The organism is Cytophaga sp. FL35 (assembly GCF_014349235.1).
GTDB lineage: Bacteria > Bacteroidota > Bacteroidia > Flavobacteriales > Flavobacteriaceae > Euzebyella.
Window position 1 is genome coordinate 127470 of sequence record NZ_JACSOH010000006.1, and the last position, 24127, is coordinate 151596.

A 24127-nucleotide genomic window follows, 5' to 3' on the forward strand; every position below is an offset into this window, starting at 1 on the left:
CCCTTGAAAAAATGGCAGTTTAGAGTCCAATTTGTGGTGTTCTTCAATGAAGGAAGTCATGATTCGAGGTCAAGAGATAAAAAATAAACTTAAACAATTAAACATGAAAGTTACCGTAGTAGGAGCAGGGGCAGTAGGTGCTAGCTGTGCCGAATATATTGCAATTAAAAATTTTGCTTCTGAAGTAGTATTGTTGGATATTAAAGAAGGTTATGCAGAAGGAAAAGCCATGGACCTCATGCAAACCGCTTCCTTAAATGGTTTTGATACCAAAATAACAGGTGTCACCAACGATTACTCCAAAACTGCCAATAGTGATATTGCCGTTATTACGTCAGGAATTCCAAGAAAACCGGGAATGACACGCGAAGAATTGATCGGTATTAACGCAGGTATCGTTAAATCTGTAGCTTCAAGCTTAATTGAGCATTCACCTAACGTAACAATGATTGTGGTAAGTAACCCTATGGATACCATGACCTACTTGGTACACAAAACTACCAATCTTCCAAAAAACAAGATTATTGGAATGGGAGGCGCATTGGATAGTGCGCGTTTTAAATATAGATTGGCAGAAGCTTTGGAAGCGCCCATTTCTGATGTGGACGGTATGGTAATTGGAGGTCACAGCGATGTGGGAATGGTGCCTTTAACTAGCCACGCTACCCGAAATAGTATTAAAGTTTCTACTTTCCTATCTGAAGAAAGACTTCAAAAGGTGGCAGAAGATACCAAAGTGGGTGGTGCAACCCTGACCAAATTGTTGGGTACAAGTGCATGGTATGCGCCTGGGGCAGCGGTTTCTGGTCTGGTACAGGCCATTGCTTGCGATCAAAAGAAAATATTCCCATGTTCTACATATTTAGAGGGAGAGTATGACCTAAATGATATATGTATTGGAGTACCTGTAGTTTTGGGTAAAGATGGAATTGAGCAAATTGTTGATATTCCACTTAGCGATGCCGAAAAAGCTAAAATGCAGGAAAGTGCCCAAGGAGTGAGTAAAACAAATGGATTATTGGAGTTGTAGAACTTGAATTAAATCTTTAAATACTAAAAATCCGTTTTGGAAGTTTCTTTCAAGACGGATTTTTTATAAGGGGTAATTCAATAAAATGGCACTTAATCGCTCTTTTGGTAAATTGTTGATTTTGAAAAATAGTTTGCATTATTAGCAATGGAAAGACATTAAAATTTAAAAATTTCATTACCGTTGCTACAATAATTACTTTTGTCGCAACATATAATAACTGGCAAATATGTTGCCAAATCCTATTGGAAAATCATATATTTGCACGCTGTTAGAAAAAGCACCCATTAAATATTTGTAATCGATGCAAAATAAAGGACTTATAAAGCTTTTCGCCCTATTGTTCGGGCTGGTAAGTATCTACCAACTATCGTATACTTTCATTACCAATAAGGCCGAAAACGATGCGGAAGCCTATGCCATAAGCCAAATTTCAGAATCAGAGGAAGATTATGTCATTAAGCGCGAAGCTTTGGAGGCACAGTATCTTGATTCTATTGGAGACAATTCGGTTTTAGGGTATACCAACTACAACGAAGCCAAGAAAAAGGAGTTGAACAAAGGTTTGGACCTTAAAGGGGGTATTAACGTAACCCTTCAAATTTCTGTAAAGGATATTTTAAAAGGTCTCGCCAACAATAGTAAGAATCCAATTTTCAATAAGGCTTTGGCCGATGCCGATACAGCTTCCAAGAATAGTGATGCCACATATGTTGATTTATTCTTCCAAGCTTGGGACGATATAAGTGGAGAAACTAAATTAGCCTCTCCTGATATTTTTGCCAATAAAGGATTGAGTGAAGAAATCAATTTTCAAATGTCGGATGATGAGGTAAAGCCTATCATCAGAAGAAAAATTGATGAAAGTATTGTTTCTGCATTTGAGGTATTAAGGGAGCGTATTGACGGTTTTGGGGTTACCCAACCAAATATTCAGCGTGAAGGTACCTCGGGTCGTATTTTGGTCGAGCTACCGGGAGCAAGGGATATTGCCCGTGCCCAAGATTTGCTTTCTAGCACAGCTCAATTAGAATTTTGGGAAACCTATCAGCCTAATAATCCAGAATTACAGGGCTTTTTCTTTCAAGCGAACGAGAAGCTGAAATCCCTAATAGATGTAGATGAGGTAGAAGAGCCGGTTAAAGAAGAGTCTGAGTTGGATTCCCTTCTTTCGGATGTTGCACAAGATTCATTGGATTTTGCCAATCAACGTAATCCGCTTTTTGAGAAATTTCAGTTAGGTGCACCAAGTTATGCGGTAGGGGTTGCAGCAGCCAAGGATACAGCCGAAATTGGGTCATACTTAAGGATGAAGGAAATCAGAAGGTTGCTTCCGGCCAATATGCAATTCGTTAAGTTCCTTTGGGAGCGTCCTTCGGAAGATTCTGAAATCGTTCAGCTTTTCGCTTTAAAGTCTAATAGGGACGGTATTCCAAGAATTAGTGGTGATGTGGTAAGTGACGCCCGTGATGATTTTGATTTAGGGGGCAAACCTGCAGTGTCTATGACCATGAATACGCAGGGGGCCAAGGAATGGGAAGAGCTAACAGGAGATGCCTATAATAACAGGACCGGTATTGCCATTGTTCTTGATAATAAGGTTTATACCGCACCTGGTGTTTCTTCTGGTCCTATATCGGGCGGCCGTTCGGAAATTACTGGAGATTTCACCATCAACGAGACCAAGGATATAGCCAATGTTTTGAGAGCTGGTAAACTTCCTGCTTCCGCAGAAATTATTCAGGCGACCATTGTAGGGCCTTCATTGGGTCAGGAAGCGATTGATAGCGGTTTTATGTCCTTTTTGATTGCCATGGCATTTGTATTGATTTGGATGGTCTTCTATTACGGCCGTGCAGGTCTTTTTGCAGACATCGCCTTGCTATTGAACATTCTATTGATTTTTGGTGTATTAACTAGCTTAGGTGCCGTTCTTACGCTGCCTGGTATTGCTGGTATCGTATTGACCATTGGTATGTCCGTAGATGCCAATGTACTTATATTTGAACGTATAAAAGAGGAAATAGCCAAGGGTAAAGGGAAGTCGCAGGCAGTTGCCGATGGTTTCAACAACGCCTTGTCCTCTATTTTAGATGCCAACATTACAACGGGTCTTACGGCTATAATCTTATTTATATTTGGTTCTGGACCAATCAAAGGTTTTGCTACAACCTTATTGATCGGTATCGTTACTTCCTTGTTCACCGCCATTTTTATCACTAGATTATTGGTTGATTGGTATTTGCAGGGTAAATCTAGAAGATTGGATTTTGCCACAGGTGCTACCAAAAACTTGTTTAGAAATATAAATATTGATTTTCTAGGTAAAAGAAAAATTGCCTATATATTATCCGGTGTATTGGTTATTGTTGGCGTGATAAGTCTTTTTACCAATGGACTGCAACAAGGTGTGGATTTTATAGGTGGTAGATCATACCAAGTTAGGTTTGAGCAGGCGGTAAGTTCTTCTGAAATAGCTTCTGAACTTAATGATGTATTCGGAAGCGGCACCAATGTAAAAACATTTGGTGAAGAAAATCAGATTAAGATAACTACACCTTACAAAGTAGATGTAGAGGGTCTTGAGGTTGATAATGAAATTCAGGATAAATTGTTTACTTCCTTACAGAAATATCTGCCATCTGGAATCAGTAAAGAAGATTTTGTATCTGGTAGTGGAGAGGATTCAATAGGTATTTTGCAATCTGTAAAAGTGGGTCCTACTATCGCAGATGATATTAAAAAGAATGCTTTCTTAGCAATTTTGGGTTCATTGGCAGTAGTTTTCCTTTACATTTTGTTCCGTTTCCGTAAGTGGCAATTCTCTTTAGGTGCCGTTACAGCGGTTTTCCATGATGTTATGATTGTATTGGGTATCTTCTCCATCTTTGGTACGATTATGCCATTTAATATGGAGATTGACCAAGCTTTTATTGCTGCGATACTAACTGTGATTGGTTACTCCTTGAACGATACAGTGGTAGTATTTGACCGTATACGTGAGATTATTGGTGAGAAAGGTTGGCGCGGGGGCGACAACATTAATCTTGCCCTTAACAGTACTTTGAGTCGTACTTTGAACACCTCTATGACCACCTTGGTGGTATTGTTGGCAATCTTCATTTTTGGAGGTGAATCCTTAAGAGGATTTATGTTCGCTATGATAATAGGTGTAATCGTAGGTACGTATTCATCTATCTTTATTGCTACTCCGGTTATGTTTGATACATTGAACAAATCGGTAAGTTCCGGTAAGAAAAAAGAAGTTGTAGAATAAAAATATATTACTAACTCAAACTTTAAAAGGACCCACTCTCTAGTGGGTCTTTTTTAGTTTATATGATAGTACCGGTTGATCCGGTTGGAGACATTTGAAGTTGGTAGGTGTAATCAGGATTTAGTCCGGATTCTTTTCTGTGTGATACAAAAATAACGGTGGTTTCACTTGCTTCCGCGAATTTGTTCACCAGCGAAACAAAAAGGGCCGCGCTTGCATCATCCAAACTAGCCGTTGGCTCATCCAATATTAACAAAGGAGGATGTTTTATCATGGCTCTTGCGCACATAACCAATCTTTTTTGACCCAAGCTAAGGTCATGAAAGAGATGGTTTCTTAAATCCCACATTTTAATTAATTGAAGCCATTCTTTGGCAAGTCTGCTTTGGATTTCAGTAGGTCTTACGTACAGGCCTATGGAATCGGTTAACCCAGAAATCAACATGTTTTCTACGGAATGATAGCCGGTAAATTTATCCGTAATGGACGGTGTAAAATAGCCTATCTTTTTTTTGAGTTCCCAAACGCTCTCGCCACTTCCTTTTTTGTGTCCAAAGATATGTAGGTCTTGACCGTACCCTTTTGGGTTTTCGCCAGTAATCATTGATAAAATGGTCGTTTTTCCACTACCATTATTTCCTTTCAATTCCCAAAAATCCCCTTTCCTGATGGTCCAGTTGATATTTTTTAAAATAGGTTGCTCCAAATACTTTACGGAAACATTGTTAAGTTGAATAAGTACTTCCTCATTATAATCAAACGTGTAAGGGGGAGGAGGTATTTTTCCTGAGAGTTTAGACTTTTTATCTACTTGTGAATACTCTTCATAATCGTCCAACATAGTAAGGTTTGAGCCATCCAATCTGGCAAAATGATTACAAAACGATAGTACGTCTTGCCGCCTACTTAAAAGTAGTATTAGTTGTACGGAATCTTGTATTTGCTCTAACTCTCCTTTTAATCTTTGTTGACTTTCAAAATCCAAGTTATCAAATGGATTGTCCAGAATTAGGTAATCTGGTGCCAAACTTAATAAATACGATAAGAGAGCCTTTTTTTGTTCACCACTGGACATGGATTGCACTGATTGTGTACTGTCTAAGTTGATGATTTTAGTATCATGCCTATCTTCTTCATCAATTAGCTTTTCAAGTACCCTTTTGGAAAACAAATATCCTTTTGAATCACTCAGATTCTCGAAACCTTGCGGCGACATGCCTTTTAATACGCTTTGGATAAAGCTGGATTTTTTTGATAAATTGTCCGTGAAGATGGCCCAATGCTTTTTACTCATGGTGTACTCGAAATATAAATACTTTGTTGGCTTTGTATTTGGTTGTTTTGCTTTTGGTCATTCCAATATTGATAGCCACTTTTTGTGAAGGAATATTATCAACTTGAATAATGGAAATTAGCGAAGGTGAGAGATTGTTTTCAAAGGCATGCAATTTACATCTATTGGCTGCCTCGGTAGCATACCCTTTTTGCCAAAATTTAGGCAAGATACTGTACGCTATTTCCAACTCACTTTTTTTGTCTACTGTTTGAATTAGTAGACCACTCAGTCCAATGAGTAAGCCTGTTTTTTTGCAAATAAGGGCATTCATGCCACCCAATCCCTTTTCGTACCTTTCAAAAATTCTATCAAATTGTTCTTGGCAGGCCACTTTGGGATTTGTAGGTAAACCCTCCCAGAATTGGGAGCTTTTGGGCTCTTGATGAAAGGGTAGCCAATCATTGAAATCTGAAAGCTCTACTTTTCGGAATAGAAGTCTTCTGGAGGAGCATCCATTCAGCAATAACGAGGACATAACTAAAGTTTTTGAAAACTAATGCTATCACCAATACTCAATCCCTTTTTGGCGACAATTCCGGCATTTACTTCCAAGACGTATTGTACAGGTATTTTTGATGATAAGCTGCCTTCATTAAGCGGTTGGGCATTTTCCTGAAAACTACCAATGGTCATATCCTCTTTAATAAATAGGATGTCCAAGGGAAATTGGGTGTTTTTCATGTAGAAAGAGTGCATGGCCACATCGTCAAAAATGAAAAGCATAGCCTCATTATCTTTCATTGACGTACGGTACATAAGACCCGTTTGGGTTTCATATTCCGTTTCGGCTAATTCAATGTTTAAATTTAGAACAGGAACATCTGTTCCTGGTTTATAAATACGAAGTTCTCCTTCTTTAGTAAAGGTTATCTCCTCTGTTTTTACCGTTTTCTTTTCAGTGTTCTTGCATCCTGTTAAAAAGAAGGTCAGGCAAAGTACTGAAGTGACTAATTTTCTAAAAGAATGAAATGGTAAGCACATCTTAACCTTTTTTTGCCTGAGGTTTGAACATAAAGTATAGACCTATGAGTATAAAAGGAATACTTAACCATTGACCGGTAGATAAAAGTCCTAGGGATTCTTCAAAACCACCTTGGCTCTTCTTTACAAATTCTACAAAGAACCTAATGGTCCATAATAAGACAAGAAACACACCAAAAAGGTATCCTGTTTTTTCCCTTTTGTCCGTTTTCCAATACAGGAAATAAAGTATGAGAAATACGAAAATATATGCTACACCTTCGTACAATTGTGCTGGATGGCGATAGGGTATTTGAGCTAAATATTCCGAAAATTGAGGATTATTTTCAATAGCATCATAGGCAGCGTTAAGTGTTTTTTGCTTGGTTATACCTAATGCCTGAGAAGGATGCATATCATCGGAATCACGGATAAACTTTGTGGCAAACACAAAAGATTCGTCGGTAACCTTCCCATTGATCTCTGAATTAAAAAAATTTCCCAATCGTACACAAAAAGCACCTAGGGCAAAAGGAACCACCATTCTGTCCAATAACCAAAGTGGTTTCATGTCCGGATACTTTTTTGCATAGAGGTAAGTGCCAATTAGCACCCCGATAATAGCCCCGTGGCTGGCGAGACCTGTAAAACCGGTAAATTCATAACCATTTATAAACCCAAACAAAGAACCATTGGCACTTTCCCTAATAGGAAGTAAAATTTCCAGCAAATGATTTTTGTAGTAGGGCCAATCATAAAAAAATACATGTCCTAAACGGGCACCTAACATGGTGGCCAGTACTGTGTGTATGAACAGGGAATCTAATTGTTCTACTGTTTTGTTCTCACGAACAAAAATCTTCTTCATTATAAACCAACCGGCAGCGAATGCAATAATCCAAAGAAGATTGTAATATTTAATTTGAAGAGGACCTAAGGTGAACAGTGTTTCGTTAGGATTCCAGATAATGCCTAGATAGTTCATGCATTTGGTTTTAGGATCGCTAAGATAAGAATTTAAGAGGGGGCAAAAGTAAATTTTAGGGGTTTAATCGCATGTGTTTTAAGGGGAGCAACCCCAAATTAATCAAGGTACGGGATCGTAGCCTTTACCACCCCATGGGTTGCAACTAATAATTCTTTTGAGGGCTAGCCACCCCCCTTTGAAGAGGCCGTGTTTTTTTAACGCTTCTAGAGTATATTGCGAACAAGTGGGTGAATAGCGGCATGTTGCCGGGGTATAAGGAGAAATGGCGATCTGATAGAATCTTACTAAAAACACAAAGGGAGCTATCAGAATCTTTTTTATCATGTTTATAGAATGCTGAAGGTGGTTCCGTCCTTACCGTCCTTTAGTTGAATACCCAATTCTGCCAGCTGGTCCCTTATTTTGTCCGAAGTAGAAAAATCTCTGTTTTCCCTTGCCTCTTTTCTCAATTGAATAAGTAGCTCTACCACGCCGGAAAGTTTTTCAGTGTCCTGATTATTACCTACTTTTTGTTCCAATCCTAAAATTTCAAAAACAAAAGCATGAAGGGCTTCTGCCAGCAAATCCTTATCCTCATTCGCAATGCTTTCTTTGCCTTCCTTGATGAGATTGATGTGCCTAACTGCATCAAATAAATTAGCGATGAGAATAGGACTGTTAAAGTCATCGTTCATGGCATCGTAACATTTTTGCTTCCATGCCTTTACATCAAAATCACTTTGTTTGCCAGTAGGTAGGCTGTCTAATAGATTATAGGCTTCCATTAATCTGTTAAAACCTTTTTCAGAAGCTAAAAGGGCATCGTTGCTTAAATCCAGGATACTGGTGTAGTGTGCTTGCATCATAAAGAAACGCACTACGGAGGGAGCAAACGGTTTGCTTAGAATATCGTTGTCACCAGTAAAAATTTCGCCCGGAAGAATATTGTTTCCAGTAGATTTGGCCATTTTTTTACCGTTCATGGTGAGCATGTTGGCATGCAACCAATAATTGACTGGAGATTTGCCATAACTTGCCTCTGCCTGAGCTATTTCACATTCGTGATGCGGAAATTTAAGGTCCATTCCGCCCCCATGAATATCAAAGGTTTCTCCTAGATATTTGGTGCTCATGGCTGTACATTCCAAATGCCAACCTGGAAATCCATCGCCCCAAGGAGAAGGCCATCTCATAATATGCTGTGGTTCTGCTTTTTTCCAAAGTGCAAAATCCTGCGGGTTTCTTTTTTCATCCTGTGCGGTCAGCTCACGGGTGTTGGCGACCATATCTTCCAGTTTTCTACCGCTTAACTTACCGTATTCGTTGGTTTCGTTAAAAGTGGCCACATCAAAATAGACAGATCCATTGATTTCGTAGGCAAAACCTTTACCTAAAATTTCCTTGATAATTTCAATCTGTTCTATAATATGCCCGGTAGCTGTAGGTTCAATACTTGGAGGTAAAAAATTGAATTTTTCCAGGATATTATGAAAATCCAAGGTGTACCGCTGTACTACTTCCATGGGTTCCAACTTCTCCAGTCTTGCTTTTTTAGCAATCTTGTCTTCCCCATCTTCCGCATCGTCTACCAAATGGCCGGCATCCGTTATATTTCTAACATACCTAACTTTATAGCCAAGATGTTTAAGATACCTGAAAATCATATCGAAGGACATAAACGTACGGCAATTTCCCAAATGTACATTGCTGTACACCGTTGGGCCGCAAACATACATACCTACATGGCCCTCATTTATGGGGTAGAACGTTTCTTTATGACCTTTAAGGGAATTGTAAATCTTTAGTTCTTGACTCTCGAAAAGTGGCATTGGTAGTTAAAAGCTGTTAGAAGTTGGTTTCTAGGTTGATGTAGTCAAGGAATTCTCTGCGAACGGCTTCTTCCTTGAATTTGCCTCCGAATTCTGCAGTAACGGTACTACTGTCAATATCTCTAATACCCCTGGAATTTACGCAAAGATGCTTGGCGTCAATAACACAGGCTACATCATCCGTTTCCAAAACCCTTTGTAGCTCGCGTACAATCTGAATGTTAAGTCTTTCTTGAACTTGAGGACGCTTGGCAAAATAATCTACGATGCGGTTCATTTTGGATAAACCTACAACATTTCCGCTAGAAATATAGGCAATATGGGCCTTTCCGACAATGGGAAGCAAATGGTGTTCACAGGTAGAATACAGGGTGATGTTCTTTTCTACCAACATTTCACCGTACTTGTATTTATTGTCGAACGTAGAGGATTTTGGTTTACGATCAGGGTGAAGTCCGCCAAATATCTCTTTTACGTACATTTTGGCTACTCTCAGAGGAGTACCTTTAAGGCTGTCATCATCCAGGTCCAAACCAAGGGTAAGCATTACTTCCCTTATATTTTCTTGTATACGTTCTATTTTTTCTTCATCGGATAATACAAACGCGTCTGCACGCATGGGGGTATCCTCTGCCGCGGAGACGTGATCGTCCCCCATTTCTTCAAACTGTTTTTCCAAAGTACTGTTAATTTTCATCAGCTCAACTCTTTCTTTGTTCCGTTTGGTCGGTGTAGATGGTAAATAATTACTGAATGCTAATCAATTTTAAATAACCTTGTCTATCAACAAAAACGAACTGCAAAGATATACATTATATGGCACTTTATGCTCTATATCTCGTTATACACAACATAAATTGGTGTTAAGCTTAATCTTGAAATAGTTTTATGAAAATCTAGATGATACGTATTCATGAACCTGATTCAGAAGACCTTACTAATCCTCTTTGCAATTGGTGTAGAAACGATTGTAGCCCAGGTTTCGCCAGATTGTATCAATGCCATTCCCGTATGTAACAATACCCCTGTCAATGGAGGTACCAATGGGTATGGAGTTGATGACTTTAGCGGGACGATGGAAAGTGGCTGTTTAGAACGCACATTGACCGGCTCCATTGAATCCAATTCTGCATGGTATAGATTTAGAACTGGAGCTTCAGGCCAATTGGGATTTAATATAAGCATAGATGTTTCTGAAGATTGGGATTTTTCCCTTTATCAAACCAACGATTGTAATAATTTGGGGGAGCCGGTACGTTGTAATTTCTTTGATAATTCTGATTCCAATACGTTTATTGGGGTGGGCGAAGACCCTACAGGTGATGATTTAAACGTGCAATATGAAGAATGGTTGCAAGTAGAGCCCGGACAGGATTATTACCTTTTTATCAATAACTTTAGTAACAACAATGCTGGATTTTCCATTCAATTTTCTGGCCATATTTTTGTGACCAACCCTTATGATGCGCTGGACTGTTCCATTATAGATAGTTTGTTGGGCCCACCAATTACAGAGTGTGATGGAAATACCGTACAATTAGATGCCACGACGGCAAATGCCAGTACCTATAATTGGTTTCAGGATATTGGTAATGGCTATGAACAACTAGTTGGTGAGCATAATCCCATACTACAGGTTAGCAATAGTGCTATGTATCGCGTGGAGGTAGTTAGACCCACAGGTAATTTGTATAGTAATGTTCAGGTAGCTTTTTATCCAATGCCCGTGGCCAATCCCCTTACGAACAGTGCTTCCTGCAGCGGGTTGCAGGTATTTGATTTAGAACAAAAGGATTTAGAAATTTTGGGAGGGCAAAACTCCAATGATTTTTTAATAAGTTATCATTTATCCATGGACGACGCCTTAAATGGAGTAAACTCACAATCAAAACAATTAACCACAAGTCCTGGGACTCAAACTATTTATGCCCGTATTTCCTCAAAGGCCAATCCTAGATGTTTTGATGCTTCCCAAAGTTTTGATTTGATTAACATGGAAACGCCACAAATAAACTTTCCCACTGAGGCCTATTTGTGCGGTTTTGACACGGGTGCGCAAATTGGAGAAGCTAGCCCAAACCCAAATTATCGCTACCAATGGAGTACGGGACAAACCTCTCCTTCTATAATGGTGCAACAGGAGGGAGAATACAGGGTGACAGTAACCAATGAACAGGCAGGTCTTTTATGTGAGGTTACGGCCACTATAATGGTAGTAAGGTCCAACCCTCCGGAAATTCAGGATTTATTAATAGAGGATTTAAGCACTAACAATACCATTACCGTAATGACAGCATCAAACAGGGAATTGGAATATCAACTGGATGATGGTCCGTATCAAGAAGGGCATACATTTTATCAGGTTTTGCCAGGTAGGCATACCATTACGGTCAATGACCCTATGGGCTGTGGATCTGTATCTGAGGAGGTGATAGTAGTGGGGTTTCCTAAATTCTTTAGTCCAAATGCGGACGGGTCCAATGATTATTGGCATATTGAAGGTATAGAGACATTGGAAAACCCCATAGTTCATATCTTTGATAGATACGGAAAGTTGTTGGCAGAATTGAATGAGACAAGTCCAGGTTGGGATGGTGTATTAAATGGAAAGCCATTACCCGAAACGGATTACTGGTTTCAGCTAACGTATTCCAATCTGGAGGGTGAACGGATGACCGCCAAGTATGTCAACAATCACTTTAGCTTAAAACGGTAGTTATTCTAGAGTTTCCACCGGAAAGTCCTGAATTTTTTATCGATTAAAGGTCTATTTCTTCGTTTAACATATACTAAATCAGCCTGTAAATAGTTATAGCTAGGAGTCTATTCTTAGTATATACCTGTATGCGACAACTAACCTTACTACTTCTATTTCTTGTCTCCGGGACTACGTTACTGGCCCAAAACTCTCCCGATTGTAGGTCGGCCATACCAGTCTGTGCAGATGCTCCCATTTTGGGAATGGCAGAAGGTAGGGGGGATATTGATGATTTTGATCCGGAAATCATTTTGGAGACCGGCTGTCTAGAAAAGGGCAGTGTAGACAATGCCAATATTGAAAACAACACTTCATGGTATGTTTTCAGGGCCGGAACAGGTGGTCAGGTAGGTTTTGATATTGAAGCAATACCTTTACCCGGGGAGACTACTATAACGGCTGAATGGGATTTCGCGGTGTACGGACCGGATGTGAGCTGTTCTGAAATCAGTAACGGAAATGCCACTCCCATAAGATGTAATTATGAGGTAGGAAGTACCCGTTTCACGGGTTTAGGGGTAAACCCTGAAGATGGCACTGTGGGCGTACCTTCTACAACGCAGAATTTAAATACATATGACGAGTGGTTGGAAGTGCTACCCGGTGAAGTCTATTACATTTTAATCAATAATTTTAGCAACAATACGGATAATGACCCCGAGGAGTTTATGCTCACCTTCACTGGAAGTTCCGTAGATGCCGATCAAGACAATGCTCTGGATTGTACTTTGAGGGATGAATTTCTTGGCTTGGATATCAAAGCTTGTGAGGGAGATCCAGATATTGAATTGAGTGCATTGAATTCTCCTGCAGGCCCCAATATTGCCAACGTGGCTTGGTCAGTTGATTTTGATGACGACGGGACCATTGATCAACCTATGGGGTCTGGCCCAACAGCTACTCAATTGACGGTGTCCAGCCCCAATTCCGGTAGGTATTTTGTGGAAATTACCACTAATGAAGGTAACCATTACCTAGACGATATTTTAATTACTTTCTATGGTATTCCCCAACTTGATAGGGTAGACTTGTTAAATTCGAATTTGACGTTGGATCCGGATATGAACAATATTGAGGTACATGTAGATGGAACTGGGGATTACGAATATGCTATTAATGGGGGCGAATATCAGGATGATGCTATATTCAATGACGTGCCACCGGGAATCAATACTTTGGTAATTAATGATAAGAATGGATGTGGAACAACAGAGCCAATTGAATTTCTTGTAGTGGGTTATCCAAAATTTTTTACACCAAATAATGACGGTGCCAATGATACATGGAATATAAGGGGTATTGAGACTTTGAACAATCCAGTAGTCTTTGTTTTTGATCGTTTTGGGAAACTGTTGGCACAATTGGATGCCAATACATCTTGGGATGGCACTTACAATGGTAAGCCACTTCCATCATCTGACTATTGGTTTAGATTTGAATATCAGGAGGATGAAGATGGTGTTGTGGTAGCAAAGAACACGAAGGCCAATTTCACTCTAAAAAGGTAAAGTGATAATAGTAATTCAAAAGGGCGGGCCTATGGCCCGCCCTTTTTGATTTTATATAATTTCCAAAGTTAAACTCTAAAAGTTTAAGGTATACCCAAGAGTAAAATTCGTATTTACTCTGTTCAATACTGCAGGATTGGTTATTCCGGTGGAGAAAAAATATTGTAATACATCTTGCTCTGTGCGGTTGATGGCTAAATCCAATCTGCTGGCACCAAAATTAAATCCAAGCCCACCAGAAATACCTTGCAAGTCTCCAACAACATTCCCATCTGCATAAGGGCTTTGTTCAAACCGGTATCCGGCGCGTAAGCTCACACGTTGAATCTTGTATTCTCCACCTAGCCTGTATGAGGAAACTCCGCCAAGAGTTTGTGAAATAAAGTCGTTCTCTTCTGCAAATCCTGCATCACTGGTAGGTCTCAATTCTGCGTTGGACATATCTTGGTAGGAGTAATCAAAACTAATGAGTCCATTATTTCCAAAAATAGCAGCAATACTTCCAGTAAGCCTGGAGGGAGTTTTAATTTGGTAATCAAAAATATTTATATCCCTAAGTCCGGTGAAATTAAAATTTGGTGCCTGATTTGGATAATTGGTACTAATGCCTTGGGCAAAAGAATCACTCAATCGATACCATGTTGGAGATTGATAACTACCGCCTACTCTAATGAATTGATTTAACTTTGCAATGGCCCCCAAACTAAAGGAAAATCCAGAACCTTCAGTACGTAATTGATTTTCAAAAGTGGCCGATCTTAGTTCGTCATCCGCATTAAAAAATTCTTCTTGATATCTGCTATACTTATCGTATAAAACGGTATGGAAATTTAAGGAAGCACCCATATATAGAAAATCTTCATATTGGGTAGCGGCATTCACCACAAACTTACTGTTGTAGCCACTTGTAGTCTGGCGATAATCTTGGCTAAGATCTGTATAATCTGAATTTGAGAAATAAGTGGTATTCTCGGGTTCGTCAACCGTAGGTTCAATCAGGGCAGATTGAAATCCTAAAAATGCTTGTTGTCCGGCAAATCCTAATCCGTTGGTGGCTCCAATATCCAGATAGGCATCACTGGGTGTTTCACCATCTCGTAGCTTTAAATTGTCCAGAGCTATACCATCAGCAAAATTCAAATAGTAATTGTCTAGTCCTTCTATTCCAATTCCATTAGAAACATTGAAATCATCAAAATTTTGAACTACATCGTAATTGACTGCAAGGGAAAGCTTTTTCCAACCTGAATTGGGGTTGGTAGTTTTCCAAACAAAAGCGCCGCCAATTTGGTTCATGTCCAGCGTATTGTCATCGGCGTGAGCCAACGTGCCTCTATAATTTGATTCTGTATCAGTATTATAAAATGTTGCGGATAGCGTGAGTAAGCTGTTATTGAAAACTGCACTACCTGCGGGATTGATGTTTATGGAACTCATGTCTCCCCCTAAGGCGCCAAATGCACCACCCATTCCTTGAAACCGTGCAGTACCTTGCAGATTTTCTTGGCTGTAACTTAATACATCGTCTATGGTTTGCGCGGTTGAAATTGTGCATGCCAATAGCCCAATGAAAGTGAAAATTCGTTTCATCAATAATTTTTTAAATAGGTTTCAAATCAATTTTGGGATTAGCCTCTGCTTCTGCTTGATGAACTAGATCTTGAAGCACCGCCAGATGAGCGGGAAGCACCTCCGGAACTGCTTCGGCCAGAACTATAGCTTCTACTGCTACTTCCGGAAGATCGGTAAGAACTTGTTCTAGGGGCCGAACTTCTGCTGTAGCTACTACTTCGTGAATTGCTATAAGTATTGCCATTACTTCTGGAGCTGCTGCTTCTATACGAACTTGTTCTAGGAGCGGAACTTCTATAGGTTTGACTGTTTCTAGAAGAGCTTCTGTAGGTGTTACCATTTCGGGATGAACGATTATAGGTAGGAGCTGTTCTGGTGCTTCTGCTCGTTCTGTAGTTCCTATTCTGGTCTACCCCAACAACTCTTCTTGAACTAACATTGCCGCTTCTAGAGCTGTAACGGCTATTGGTGGTTCTAGAGGCTGCGTTTCTGTTTACAGCGCTTCTAGAACTTGTACCGGCATAGCCTGAAGAAACCCTATTTCTATTGTTCCTGCCCGTATTTGAATAAGCTACACGAGAAGAACCGCCGGTAATAGCACTGGTTGTATAACCTCTTCTGGTACTGTTATAAGCATAAGTTCTTCGTCCGTACCTATAATTGTTATACCCATTGTAATAACCATAGGGAGGGCACCAAGTGTTCCATCCACCGTAGAAATAAGGATTGTAGGCATAACCGCCCCATCCCCAACCCCAAGGGTTGTAACGGTACCTCCATGGGTTGTAAAAGCCTCCCCAGCCTCCATAAAATCCACCATAGTAGCCACCCCAACCCCAGTTGTTATAAAGCCAAGGGGAACCCCAACCCCAGCCGGCCCAACCGTAATTGAAGTCGTGTATTTGGATATTTACATCTGTAGTATTATCACCCCAAGCGGCATAGCCATTATAATCATTTTCATTGTCGTAGTAATCTGTTAATTGGCCTTGGGGAATGGTATCAGCTTCTACACTGCTAGAATAGGAATCGATATCGGTAAAAATTTCACCATCCATTAATTCGGCTTGTTGACCAAAATAGGTAGCGTAATTCTCTCCACTCCCTTTCTTTTTTGGAGTTAAAGGCCTTTGAGGGTTTTCTGCACTTACCTGAGTGTCATTCGAATAAATTCCATCGTTATCATAATAAGATGCGGATTGATATGAACCACAGGAAGCCAATGTTAGCCCTATAAGGCCAAGAATGGAAAACATCCTAATTTTTGGGAGGGGTAATGAATATATCATGGTTGCAATTTTTATTGTTGAACATAGTAAAAATAACTAGTTTTACCCAATTATTTTTATAACATAGTCACAAGATTTGTGCCAAACTATTTAGGATGGGTAAAAAATTGACCAAGAGAAACGAGGACTATTCCAAATGGTATAACGAGCTAGTTGTAGGGGCCGACTTGGCCGAAAATTCGGGGGTTCGTGGCTGTATGGTGATAAAACCATATGGCTATGCAATTTGGGAGAAAATGCAAGCGGGGTTGGACAAATTGTTTAAGGATACAGGTCATGAAAATGCCTATTTTCCCCTGTTCATTCCAAAGTCATATTTAAGTAAGGAGGCCGCTCATGTTGAAGGTTTTGCAAAGGAGTGCGCCGTAGTTACCCATTATCGATTGAAGAATGCCGAAGACGGTAGCGGGATTGTAGTGGATCCGGACGCTAAATTGGAAGAAGAACTTATTGTTAGACCAACCTCGGAAACCATTATTTGGGATACGTATAGAAAATGGATTCAATCCTATAGGGATTTGCCATTGCTTATCAATCAATGGGCAAATGTGGTACGTTGGGAAATGCGTACCCGGTTGTTTTTGCGTACCGCTGAATTTCTTTGGCAAGAGGGGCATACCGCTCACGCTACCGAAAAAGAGGCTATCGAAGAGGCGGAACAAATGATGAATGTGTATGCGGAGTTCGCCGAAGAGCACATGGCCGTACCTGTTATCAAAGGACTTAAAACGGAAAGTGAACGATTTGCCGGGGCTATTGAAACTTATTGTATCGAAGCCCTAATGCAAGACGGAAAAGCATTACAGGCCGGTACCTCCCATTTCTTGGGTCAAAACTTTGCCAAGGCTTTTGATGTAAAGTTTGCCAACAAGGAAGGGAAACAAGAACATGTATGGGCAACATCTTGGGGGGTTTCAACTAGATTGATGGGTGCGCTTATCATGACCCATAGCGATGATAATGGATTGGTATTGCCTCCAAAATTGGCGCCTATTCAAGTGGTGATTGTACCTATTTACAAAGGAGAGGAGCAATTGGATACAATTTCAGAAAGTGTGAAGCCTTTGTTAAAAGAGTTGAGGTCCAAAGGAATTTCTGTAAAGTTCGATAACAGGGATACACATAAACCCGGATTTAAGTTCAATGAGTATGAGCTAAAGGGAGTGCCGGTTAGGTTGGCAATAGGTCAAAGGGATCTGGCAAACGGTACGTATGAAGTGGCACGTAGGGATACGCTGGAAAAGGAAACCGTTCCTGCCAATGAGGTAGTGAGCAAAATTGAATATTTATTGGAGGATATTCAAAACAATATTTTCAATAAGGCTAATACCTATACCAAAGAAAATATTACGGAGGTAAATTCCTATGAAGAATTCAAGGAAGTTTTGGAAACCAAGGGAGGCTTTATATCAGCGCATTGGGATGGTACCATTGCTACTGAAAATAAGATAAAGGAAGAGACCAAGGCAACTATTAGATGCATTCCAATAGACGCAAAAGAAGAGGAGGGAAGTTGTATAATTTCCGGTGAAAAATCTTCTAAAAGAGTACTCTTTGCAAAAGCTTATTAAAAAAAGTTAATTGGATGTTGCGATAGTAAAAAATAATTGTATTTTTGCATCCGCAATTACTCAAAGTAATGGCCCGTTCGTCTAGGGGTTAGGACGCCAGGTTTTCATCCTGGTAACAGGGGTTCGATTCCCCTACGGGCTACAAAGTGTTTATAGAAGTAAATTGTGATTCTGTTTAAAGACGTTTTTAATGTCTTTCCAGAATTTTGAAATTTGGCCCGTTCGTCTAGGGGTTAGGACGCCAGGTTTTCATCCTGGTAACAGGGGTTCGATTCCCCTACGGGCTACTAGACTTTGAGAAAGATTGAGGAAGTTGATTTTTCTAAAAAATTATAACAAAAAAGTAAGATGGCAAATCACAAGTCAGCGTTAAAGAGAATCAGAAGAAACGAAGCGGTACGTTTACGTAACCGTTACCAGCACAAAACTACTCGTAATGCAATCAAGAAATTGCGTGGTGAGGAGAACAAAAAAGATGCTGAGGCTTTATTGCCTAGCGTTGTTAGTATGATCGATAGGTTGGCAAAACGCAACATTATTCATAGTAACAAGGCTGCAAACTTGAAAAGTAAATTGGCCAAGCACGTTGCTGCTTTGTAATATAATCGAATAGCATTAAAAAAGCCCCGATGTTTTGCATCGGGGCTTTTTAGTTTGCCCTAGGTCGTTGGATTAGGTTATATCCTAATCTGTCCGTCTCCAAATACATAGTATTTGTTGGTTACCAATTGTTCCAATCCTAACGGGCCTCTGTGGTGTAATTTGTCCGTACTAATGGCTAACTCTGCTCCTACGCCCATGGCTCCCCCATCTGTAAAGCGCGTGGACGCATTATGGTAAACCGCGGCTGAATCCACTTGCTCCATGAATTTCATGGCCTTGGAGGAATCCTTGGTCATCACTGTGGAAGAATGTCCGCCAGAAAATTTATTTATTTTTTCAATGGCTTCATCCAGATTTTCCACAGTTCCAATACAGCATTTCATCGCCAAAAATTCTTCATGCCAAATAGCTTCGTCTTTTATAACTTCCTCTTCCTTAAGGATGGAACCCGTTTTTTCATCTACAAGAACAGATACACCTTGTTCTTTTAGAATACTGTCCAATTCTTTGAGCTTCTGCTCGTAATTTGGAACCGCGGCATCTACCAAGATTTTATCCAGAGCATTACAAGCCGAAATTTTATGGGTTTTGGCATTTAAAATGACCTTAATACTTTTTTCCCAATCAGCATCTTTATCAACATAAAGGAAATTGTTTCCTCTTCCGCTAACGAGAACCGCACATTTTGCATGTTCCTTTACAAAAGCAATAAGTCTCTCTCCACCTCTAGGAACAATCAAATCCAATTTCTCAGAAGGGTTTCTTAAAAAATCTTGGGTTTCTGTTCGGTTCATATGAAGTAATTGGATCCAGTTAGTATCCAAGTCATTTTCTTCCAAAGCTTGATGCCAACATTTTTCTAAGGCCTTATTGCTGTGAAGCGCCTCTTTTCCTCCTTTTAAAAGAATTTTATTGTTGGCTTTAAACGCTAGGACTGCAGCCTCTATGGTAACATCGGGTCTAGATTCATAAATAATCATTATGGTGCCAAAAGGAGCTGTTTTATTGGTTACGTTCAGACCGTTTTCCAAATTCCTTTCAGACTTTACTTTACCAACAGGGTCTTCCTGTCCCAATACTTCTTTGACAGAAGCAATCATGCCATCTATTTTATTATTATCAACCACTAAGCGGTCGTACATGGCTCTGTCTTCCTTGTTAAATAGTTCGCAGTCTTTTTTATTAGCCTCCAGTATTTTATCTCGGTCTTTGTCCAAGATAGAAATCATGGATTCTAATACTTTATTTTTTATTGTTGTTTCTAATAATTTCATGTTACTTTTTTTAAAGTTGTTCCGCCATTATCTGCGTTCCTACATCCTTACCGTTTACAATGTCTAAAATGACATTCTCCTTCTTGCCATTAGCAATAAAGGTAGGAATGTTCTTGGCCGCTGTTTGCTTGGCTACACTCAACTTAGAGCCCATGCCTCCACGGCCTTCGGCTTCACCTTTTTTTACTTGTTTTACGTATTTTTCTACATTCTCATCAATACCAACCTTTGAGATTACTTCTGTATCCTCATCATCTGGATGACCTGTATATAGACCGTCAATATCCGTTAGGATAATAAGTTTGTCAGCTTCAATCAATTCGGCAACCAAACTTGCCAGTTCGTCATTGTCTGAGAACATGGAGTTGGTTACGGAAACAGCATCATCTTCATTTGCTATGGGAATAACACCTTCGGATAAAAGTCCCTCATAACAACTAATCATATTTTCCCTATGTACACCTGGGTTGAAATCGCGCTTGGTCGCTAAAACCTGCGCGCATTTCATTCCATAGTCCCTAAAAATGTTATAATAAAGTCTCATCATTCTTGGCTGACCAATGGAAGAGTAAACCTGTCTTCTCATGGTCTTATCCTTAATGTGACTTTCTCCCAGCACTTCCATCCCTGCAATTACAGAACCTGATGAAACCAACACCGTCATGACGTCGTTTTCATAAAGTTCCGCTATTTGTTTGACCAATTTTTTGAGAATAGGTCTTACAATCCTATTATCCTTATTGGTCATTACGTTGGTACCTACTTTTATTACTACTCTTTGTTTGTACATGTTTATTTTTTTCCTAGTTCAACCGCTCTGTCAAAAGCTGCATAAGCGGCTTCTTTAATGAGTTCGTTAACGTTATTGTCCTCCATGGAATCCAGTGCAGCCCTGGTAGTTCCTCCTTTAGAGGCTACTTTATTCATCCAAGATGACGGTGATAGGTCAGATTGATTGAAAAGCTCTACGGCTCCATCAAATGTCTGACTTACCAATACTTTGGAGTCGTTTGCGGAAAAGCCCATTTTCAGCGCAGCTTCCATCATACTTTGCATAAAGTAAAAGACGTAAGCCGGACCACTTCCAGAAATTCCTGTGCTAGCATCAATATAATTTTCTGAGCTAACCTTTATTGATTTACCGGTGGTGTCCAAAAGGCTTTCTACTGTAAGGAGTTCTATTCTACTTACCTCTTTGGAGGGTATAAATGATGTAACTCCTTTTCCTACCTGTGCAGGAAGGTTAGGCATTGCCCTAACCACTTTTTGGATGCCCAATGCTTCTTGCATGGTTTGAATGGTAACTCCAGCCATAATGGATATTACGATTTGCCCCTTATTAATCAAAGGTTTCATCTTGGCAAAAAGGTCCTCACAATGATATGGTTTAACAGCTATAAAAACTAAATCTGCTTGTGGAAGACAATCTTCTAGATTTTCAAAGACATCAAAATGTGAAATCTTTTTTAAGGAGAGGATTTTTTCGGGAGAGCTGTCAAGAATCATAACATTACGTTTCTTTAGCTGTTTAGATTTTGACATGGCCTCAGCGTAAGTGAGTCCCATATTTCCAGCTCCAATAACAAGTACTTTCATGTTTTTGTTTTAATTTCTAAATATCTATACGCCCCTTAAGGCTCAAGAACCGTGCGGAATGACAAATGGTCCTATAGAGTTTGGCTCTATTAAACCTAATATTATAGATTATATCTATTATTTGGGCTTAAGGGTAATGATTATGGTGATTCAGTAAGAAAGAAGTGTGCCCATATGTAATGAAGTCCTAAATTTCTATGGACTCTACTGAAAATACGACAGGTAATACTGTCAGCCTATTTTAGCGATATGAGCGCTTTTTTAATTTGATAAAGCCCATTATTATAAAAACATACATTGTTATGATTAAAAGGTATTGGATTATTCTAATAATAGGTGCTTCTTGGGTGCCGTTAGTAAAGTGAAAAAACCTATCAACCTTAATGGGCAAATAGCCTATGTAAAATATGAGTAATCCAATGCTTATCCAATGAAGGGGGTGATTGGCCAAGGGTATTCTTTTATGTTTAGAATATTGTTCTTTTAAATAAAAAACGATGCTAGCAATGAGAAGAAAACCACCAGCAATGTAGGTTGCAGTCTGCGTACTCATTAAATAATTTTGAAAAAATGGATTAACGACACTTACTAATAAAAATAACATAACGCCCCAGAAGATATATTCTTTCTGTCTCCTTGATTTTATATAGAATCTATACAGAAATAAAAAGTATAAGTAGAAGACGAGGTTGTAGATATTGTAAATAATTACATTATAGTGAGAAATGGAGTCACGACTAAAAAAGCCAAATTGCGGAAGATATGCAGTTAAGTAGCCTAATATTTCATTAAATAGGGTATAGCAAATGATGATCGGTAGGTATTGCAGTTTGGTATCGAAATATTTTGGATATCGGTAAATAGAAGCCACTAACGCGATGGCATACGTAGCTAGATAGGTGTATTCCAAAAAAGTTCTCAGCATTTGAATAGAGGGAAATTTGCCGAGATCATTCTATACTAAATAGAAAGATATCATGGTTGTTGGTTCATCTCTTCGCAAGATAGGCAAAAACCCTTTCTGTGAGAACTTACCGTACAAGCTTCTTTTTCATTCTGATAAAGCCTATGATAAATATGATATAGGTAATTAATATGAGAGTAAGGTGAATTTTCCTTAAGTTTGGGTTTTCAGATAGGTTGAAGAGCCCATTGTAATATCTAATAGCTTTTATGGGCAAATAGCATATATGGTACAATAGTAAACCTGTACCCAACCAAAATAAAATATTCTTCTTTCTAAGTCCTGCTTGTCTATTTGTCCAATCCTCATATAAGTACTGTGTTACGATGATTACTAGGAACACCGATCCTGAAAAGAAGGTTAGATATTGATATTCCAAAAAGAAATCTTGTATAAGTAAATTTACCAGTACTACCCCCAAGAAAATATAAATAAAATACTTTGCTAATTTTTGGAAGGCTAAATTTTCTGAATAACTTCTGAACAGATATAGGAAATAGACAAAAAATACGATGTTATAAATGTTATATATGACATAATAATAATCGATGTAAAGGGAATTTACCGTAAGGCTGAATGCATCGTATTTATAAATAAGAGTTCCCAAGGTTTCATTGAAAAATGTATAAAGAAGCAAAATGGGAAAATACTTCAGGGCGGTGTCAAAATATTTTGGATATCTGAACATGGCTACAACTAAAGTTATTCCATATATGGGGATATAAGAATTTTCAAGTAATGAATTTGGGTTAAACAACATGCATATGGCCGTTTGGTTGGGCTGGGCTACTTATGATGGAGGATGTAACCCTCCTTCATTTCCATACAGGCTTTGTTGGTTTTGAGCAGGTGGGGCAGGAGCTTCTACCGGTAGAATACTAGGTGCTATAGATGCTTCAGATTTCTTTTTTCCGCCGGTATATTTCCCGGTATCATCCAGTTCATCGGTAAGTAAATACGCTTTTCTTTGTCCATCCTCAGAATCGTCCGCAGTATAGAATGCAAAATCTTTCTTCCCATCTGAGGTTGTAGGGACCATCATTACACTATTTCGTCTAGGTTCCTTTATAGTTTTTCCATCGGGAAATTCTTGTTCGTTGGGATAGTTGGTGAGGTAGATTCTAAGATTTGAAATGTCTACTTGGGCACTATCTGCCTCTTGTTCAATAAATTTAAGATAGGTCTTTAAATCTTTATAATCAAACTCAATAAACCTGGTAGGAACAAAGCCTCCTTCCATTGATGCAGAAGTAGACTCCTCTGCTTCCTGATTGTTTCCGTCAGTATCGCCTTTTTGGTCCCTTTTGTCCATTGAGTCTTCATACCGCTTTATAATTTTTGCTCTTCGCTGCGTGTAGGTATCATAAAATACTTTGCCATCCTCCAGACTAACAATCATATTTTTGGGCTCTGAAACTGTCTCATCAATGATTTTCCCGGTTTGCTCGCCACAACCATAAATTGTGACCAAAAGAACTAGGAAGGAAAGAACTTTAATGGATAGATAGTTTGAATTTTTCATGTTATAAGCGTTTTAGGTTCAACTTGTTTAAACACGCAAAATTCGGGGGTTGGGTATTTTTGCTTTATAAA

General features: G+C 39.2%; 20 protein-coding genes and 2 tRNA genes. 8 read left to right on the forward strand and 14 right to left on the reverse strand.

Annotated elements, in window-relative coordinates; translation table 11 throughout:
* The first annotated feature begins 103 nt into the window (after positions 1 to 103).
* Together BIZ36_RS06725 and secDF are read left to right on the forward strand one after the other, a co-directional pair.
* Positions 104 to 1030 (forward strand): malate dehydrogenase, encoded by a 927-nt coding sequence (locus BIZ36_RS06725; RefSeq protein WP_187457112.1) that lies wholly within the window; start codon positions 104 to 106, stop codon positions 1028 to 1030.
* Between the two features lie 304 nt (positions 1031 to 1334).
* On the forward strand, positions 1335 to 4307 hold the full coding sequence (gene secDF / locus BIZ36_RS06730; protein ID WP_187457113.1) for a protein translocase subunit SecDF: 2973 nt from the start codon (positions 1335 to 1337) through the stop codon (positions 4305 to 4307).
* 58 nt (positions 4308 to 4365) lie between these two features.
* On the opposite strand, the gene BIZ36_RS06735 is transcribed toward secDF, so the two are convergent.
* The 7 genes from BIZ36_RS06735 to folE form a co-directional block, all read right to left on the reverse strand.
* Positions 4366 to 5601 carry an ATP-binding cassette domain-containing protein gene (locus BIZ36_RS06735; RefSeq protein ID WP_187457114.1) on the reverse strand — a complete coding sequence of 412 codons (1236 nt, stop codon included), beginning with the start codon at positions 5599 to 5601 and terminating at the stop codon, positions 4366 to 4368.
* Entirely contained in the window at positions 5594 to 6118 is a 525-nt protein-coding gene (locus tag BIZ36_RS06740) for a GNAT family N-acetyltransferase (RefSeq protein ID WP_187457115.1), read from the reverse strand. Before BIZ36_RS06740 ends, BIZ36_RS06735 begins: the two co-directional genes overlap by 8 nt.
* A gap of 2 nt (positions 6119 to 6120) precedes the next feature.
* Positions 6121 to 6624 (reverse strand): DUF192 domain-containing protein, encoded by a 504-nt coding sequence (locus BIZ36_RS06745; RefSeq protein ID WP_187457116.1) that lies wholly within the window; start codon positions 6622 to 6624, stop codon positions 6121 to 6123.
* Between the two features lies 1 nt (position 6625).
* Complete coding sequence (gene lgt / locus BIZ36_RS06750; protein WP_187457117.1) at positions 6626 to 7588, reverse strand: prolipoprotein diacylglyceryl transferase; 963 nt, start codon at positions 7586 to 7588, stop codon at positions 6626 to 6628.
* 102 nt (positions 7589 to 7690) lie between these two features.
* Positions 7691 to 7915, reverse strand: coding sequence for a membrane protein insertion efficiency factor YidD (gene yidD / locus BIZ36_RS06755; protein ID WP_187457118.1), 225 nt, complete (start codon positions 7913 to 7915; stop codon positions 7691 to 7693).
* A gap of 2 nt (positions 7916 to 7917) precedes the next feature.
* Positions 7918 to 9399, reverse strand: a complete 1482-nt coding sequence (gene cysS / locus BIZ36_RS06760) for a cysteine--tRNA ligase (protein WP_187457119.1) — start codon at positions 9397 to 9399, stop codon at positions 7918 to 7920.
* 16 nt (positions 9400 to 9415) lie between these two features.
* A complete protein-coding gene (folE, locus tag BIZ36_RS06765; RefSeq protein WP_187457120.1) occupies positions 9416 to 10096 on the reverse strand; it encodes a GTP cyclohydrolase I FolE in 681 nt (226 codons plus the stop codon).
* Positions 10097 to 10312: 216 nt separating this feature from the next.
* Here folE and BIZ36_RS06770 point away from each other — a divergent pair, with 216 nt between their 5' ends.
* Entirely contained in the window at positions 10313 to 12115 is a 1803-nt protein-coding gene (locus BIZ36_RS06770; protein WP_187457121.1) for a T9SS type B sorting domain-containing protein, read from the forward strand.
* 128 nt (positions 12116 to 12243) lie between these two features.
* Positions 12244 to 13665, forward strand: a complete 1422-nt coding sequence (locus BIZ36_RS06775) for a T9SS type B sorting domain-containing protein (protein ID WP_187457122.1) — start codon at positions 12244 to 12246, stop codon at positions 13663 to 13665.
* A 75-nt stretch (positions 13666 to 13740) separates the two neighbouring features.
* Here BIZ36_RS06775 and BIZ36_RS06780 read toward each other — a convergent pair whose 3' ends face one another.
* Positions 13741 to 15255 (reverse strand): OmpP1/FadL family transporter, encoded by a 1515-nt coding sequence (locus tag BIZ36_RS06780; RefSeq protein WP_187457123.1) that lies wholly within the window; start codon positions 15253 to 15255, stop codon positions 13741 to 13743.
* Between the two features lie 38 nt (positions 15256 to 15293).
* Positions 15294 to 16526 carry a hypothetical protein gene (locus BIZ36_RS06785; RefSeq protein ID WP_187457124.1) on the reverse strand — a complete coding sequence of 411 codons (1233 nt, stop codon included), beginning with the start codon at positions 16524 to 16526 and terminating at the stop codon, positions 15294 to 15296.
* Positions 16527 to 16621: 95 nt separating this feature from the next.
* Between BIZ36_RS06785 and proS the strand changes: the two genes are divergently transcribed.
* From proS to rpsT, 4 genes are all read left to right on the forward strand, one after another.
* Positions 16622 to 18097 (forward strand): proline--tRNA ligase, encoded by a 1476-nt coding sequence (gene proS, locus BIZ36_RS06790; protein WP_187457125.1) that lies wholly within the window; start codon positions 16622 to 16624, stop codon positions 18095 to 18097.
* A gap of 70 nt (positions 18098 to 18167) precedes the next feature.
* A tRNA-Glu gene (locus tag BIZ36_RS06795) sits at positions 18168 to 18239 on the forward strand.
* Between the two features lie 73 nt (positions 18240 to 18312).
* Positions 18313 to 18384: transfer RNA gene (locus BIZ36_RS06800), tRNA-Glu, on the forward strand.
* Between the two features lie 61 nt (positions 18385 to 18445).
* A complete protein-coding gene (rpsT, locus tag BIZ36_RS06805) occupies positions 18446 to 18697 on the forward strand; it encodes a 30S ribosomal protein S20 (RefSeq protein ID WP_187457126.1) in 252 nt (83 codons plus the stop codon).
* Between the two features lie 77 nt (positions 18698 to 18774).
* Here rpsT and BIZ36_RS06810 read toward each other — a convergent pair whose 3' ends face one another.
* The 5 genes from BIZ36_RS06810 to BIZ36_RS06830 form a co-directional block, all read right to left on the reverse strand.
* Entirely contained in the window at positions 18775 to 19974 is a 1200-nt protein-coding gene (locus tag BIZ36_RS06810; protein WP_187457127.1) for a glutamate-5-semialdehyde dehydrogenase, read from the reverse strand.
* A 10-nt stretch (positions 19975 to 19984) separates the two neighbouring features.
* Positions 19985 to 20764, reverse strand: a complete 780-nt coding sequence (gene proB, locus BIZ36_RS06815) for a glutamate 5-kinase (protein ID WP_187457128.1) — start codon at positions 20762 to 20764, stop codon at positions 19985 to 19987.
* Between the two features lie 2 nt (positions 20765 to 20766).
* Positions 20767 to 21570 carry a pyrroline-5-carboxylate reductase gene (proC, locus tag BIZ36_RS06820; protein WP_187457129.1) on the reverse strand — a complete coding sequence of 268 codons (804 nt, stop codon included), beginning with the start codon at positions 21568 to 21570 and terminating at the stop codon, positions 20767 to 20769.
* Positions 21571 to 22601: 1031 nt separating this feature from the next.
* Positions 22602 to 23294: a hypothetical protein gene (locus tag BIZ36_RS06825; protein WP_187457130.1), complete on the reverse strand. Its 693-nt coding sequence runs from the start codon at positions 23292 to 23294 to the stop codon at positions 22602 to 22604.
* A 30-nt stretch (positions 23295 to 23324) separates the two neighbouring features.
* Positions 23325 to 24056 (reverse strand): hypothetical protein, encoded by a 732-nt coding sequence (locus BIZ36_RS06830; protein WP_187457131.1) that lies wholly within the window; start codon positions 24054 to 24056, stop codon positions 23325 to 23327.
* Between the last annotated feature and the right edge of the window lie 71 nt (positions 24057 to 24127).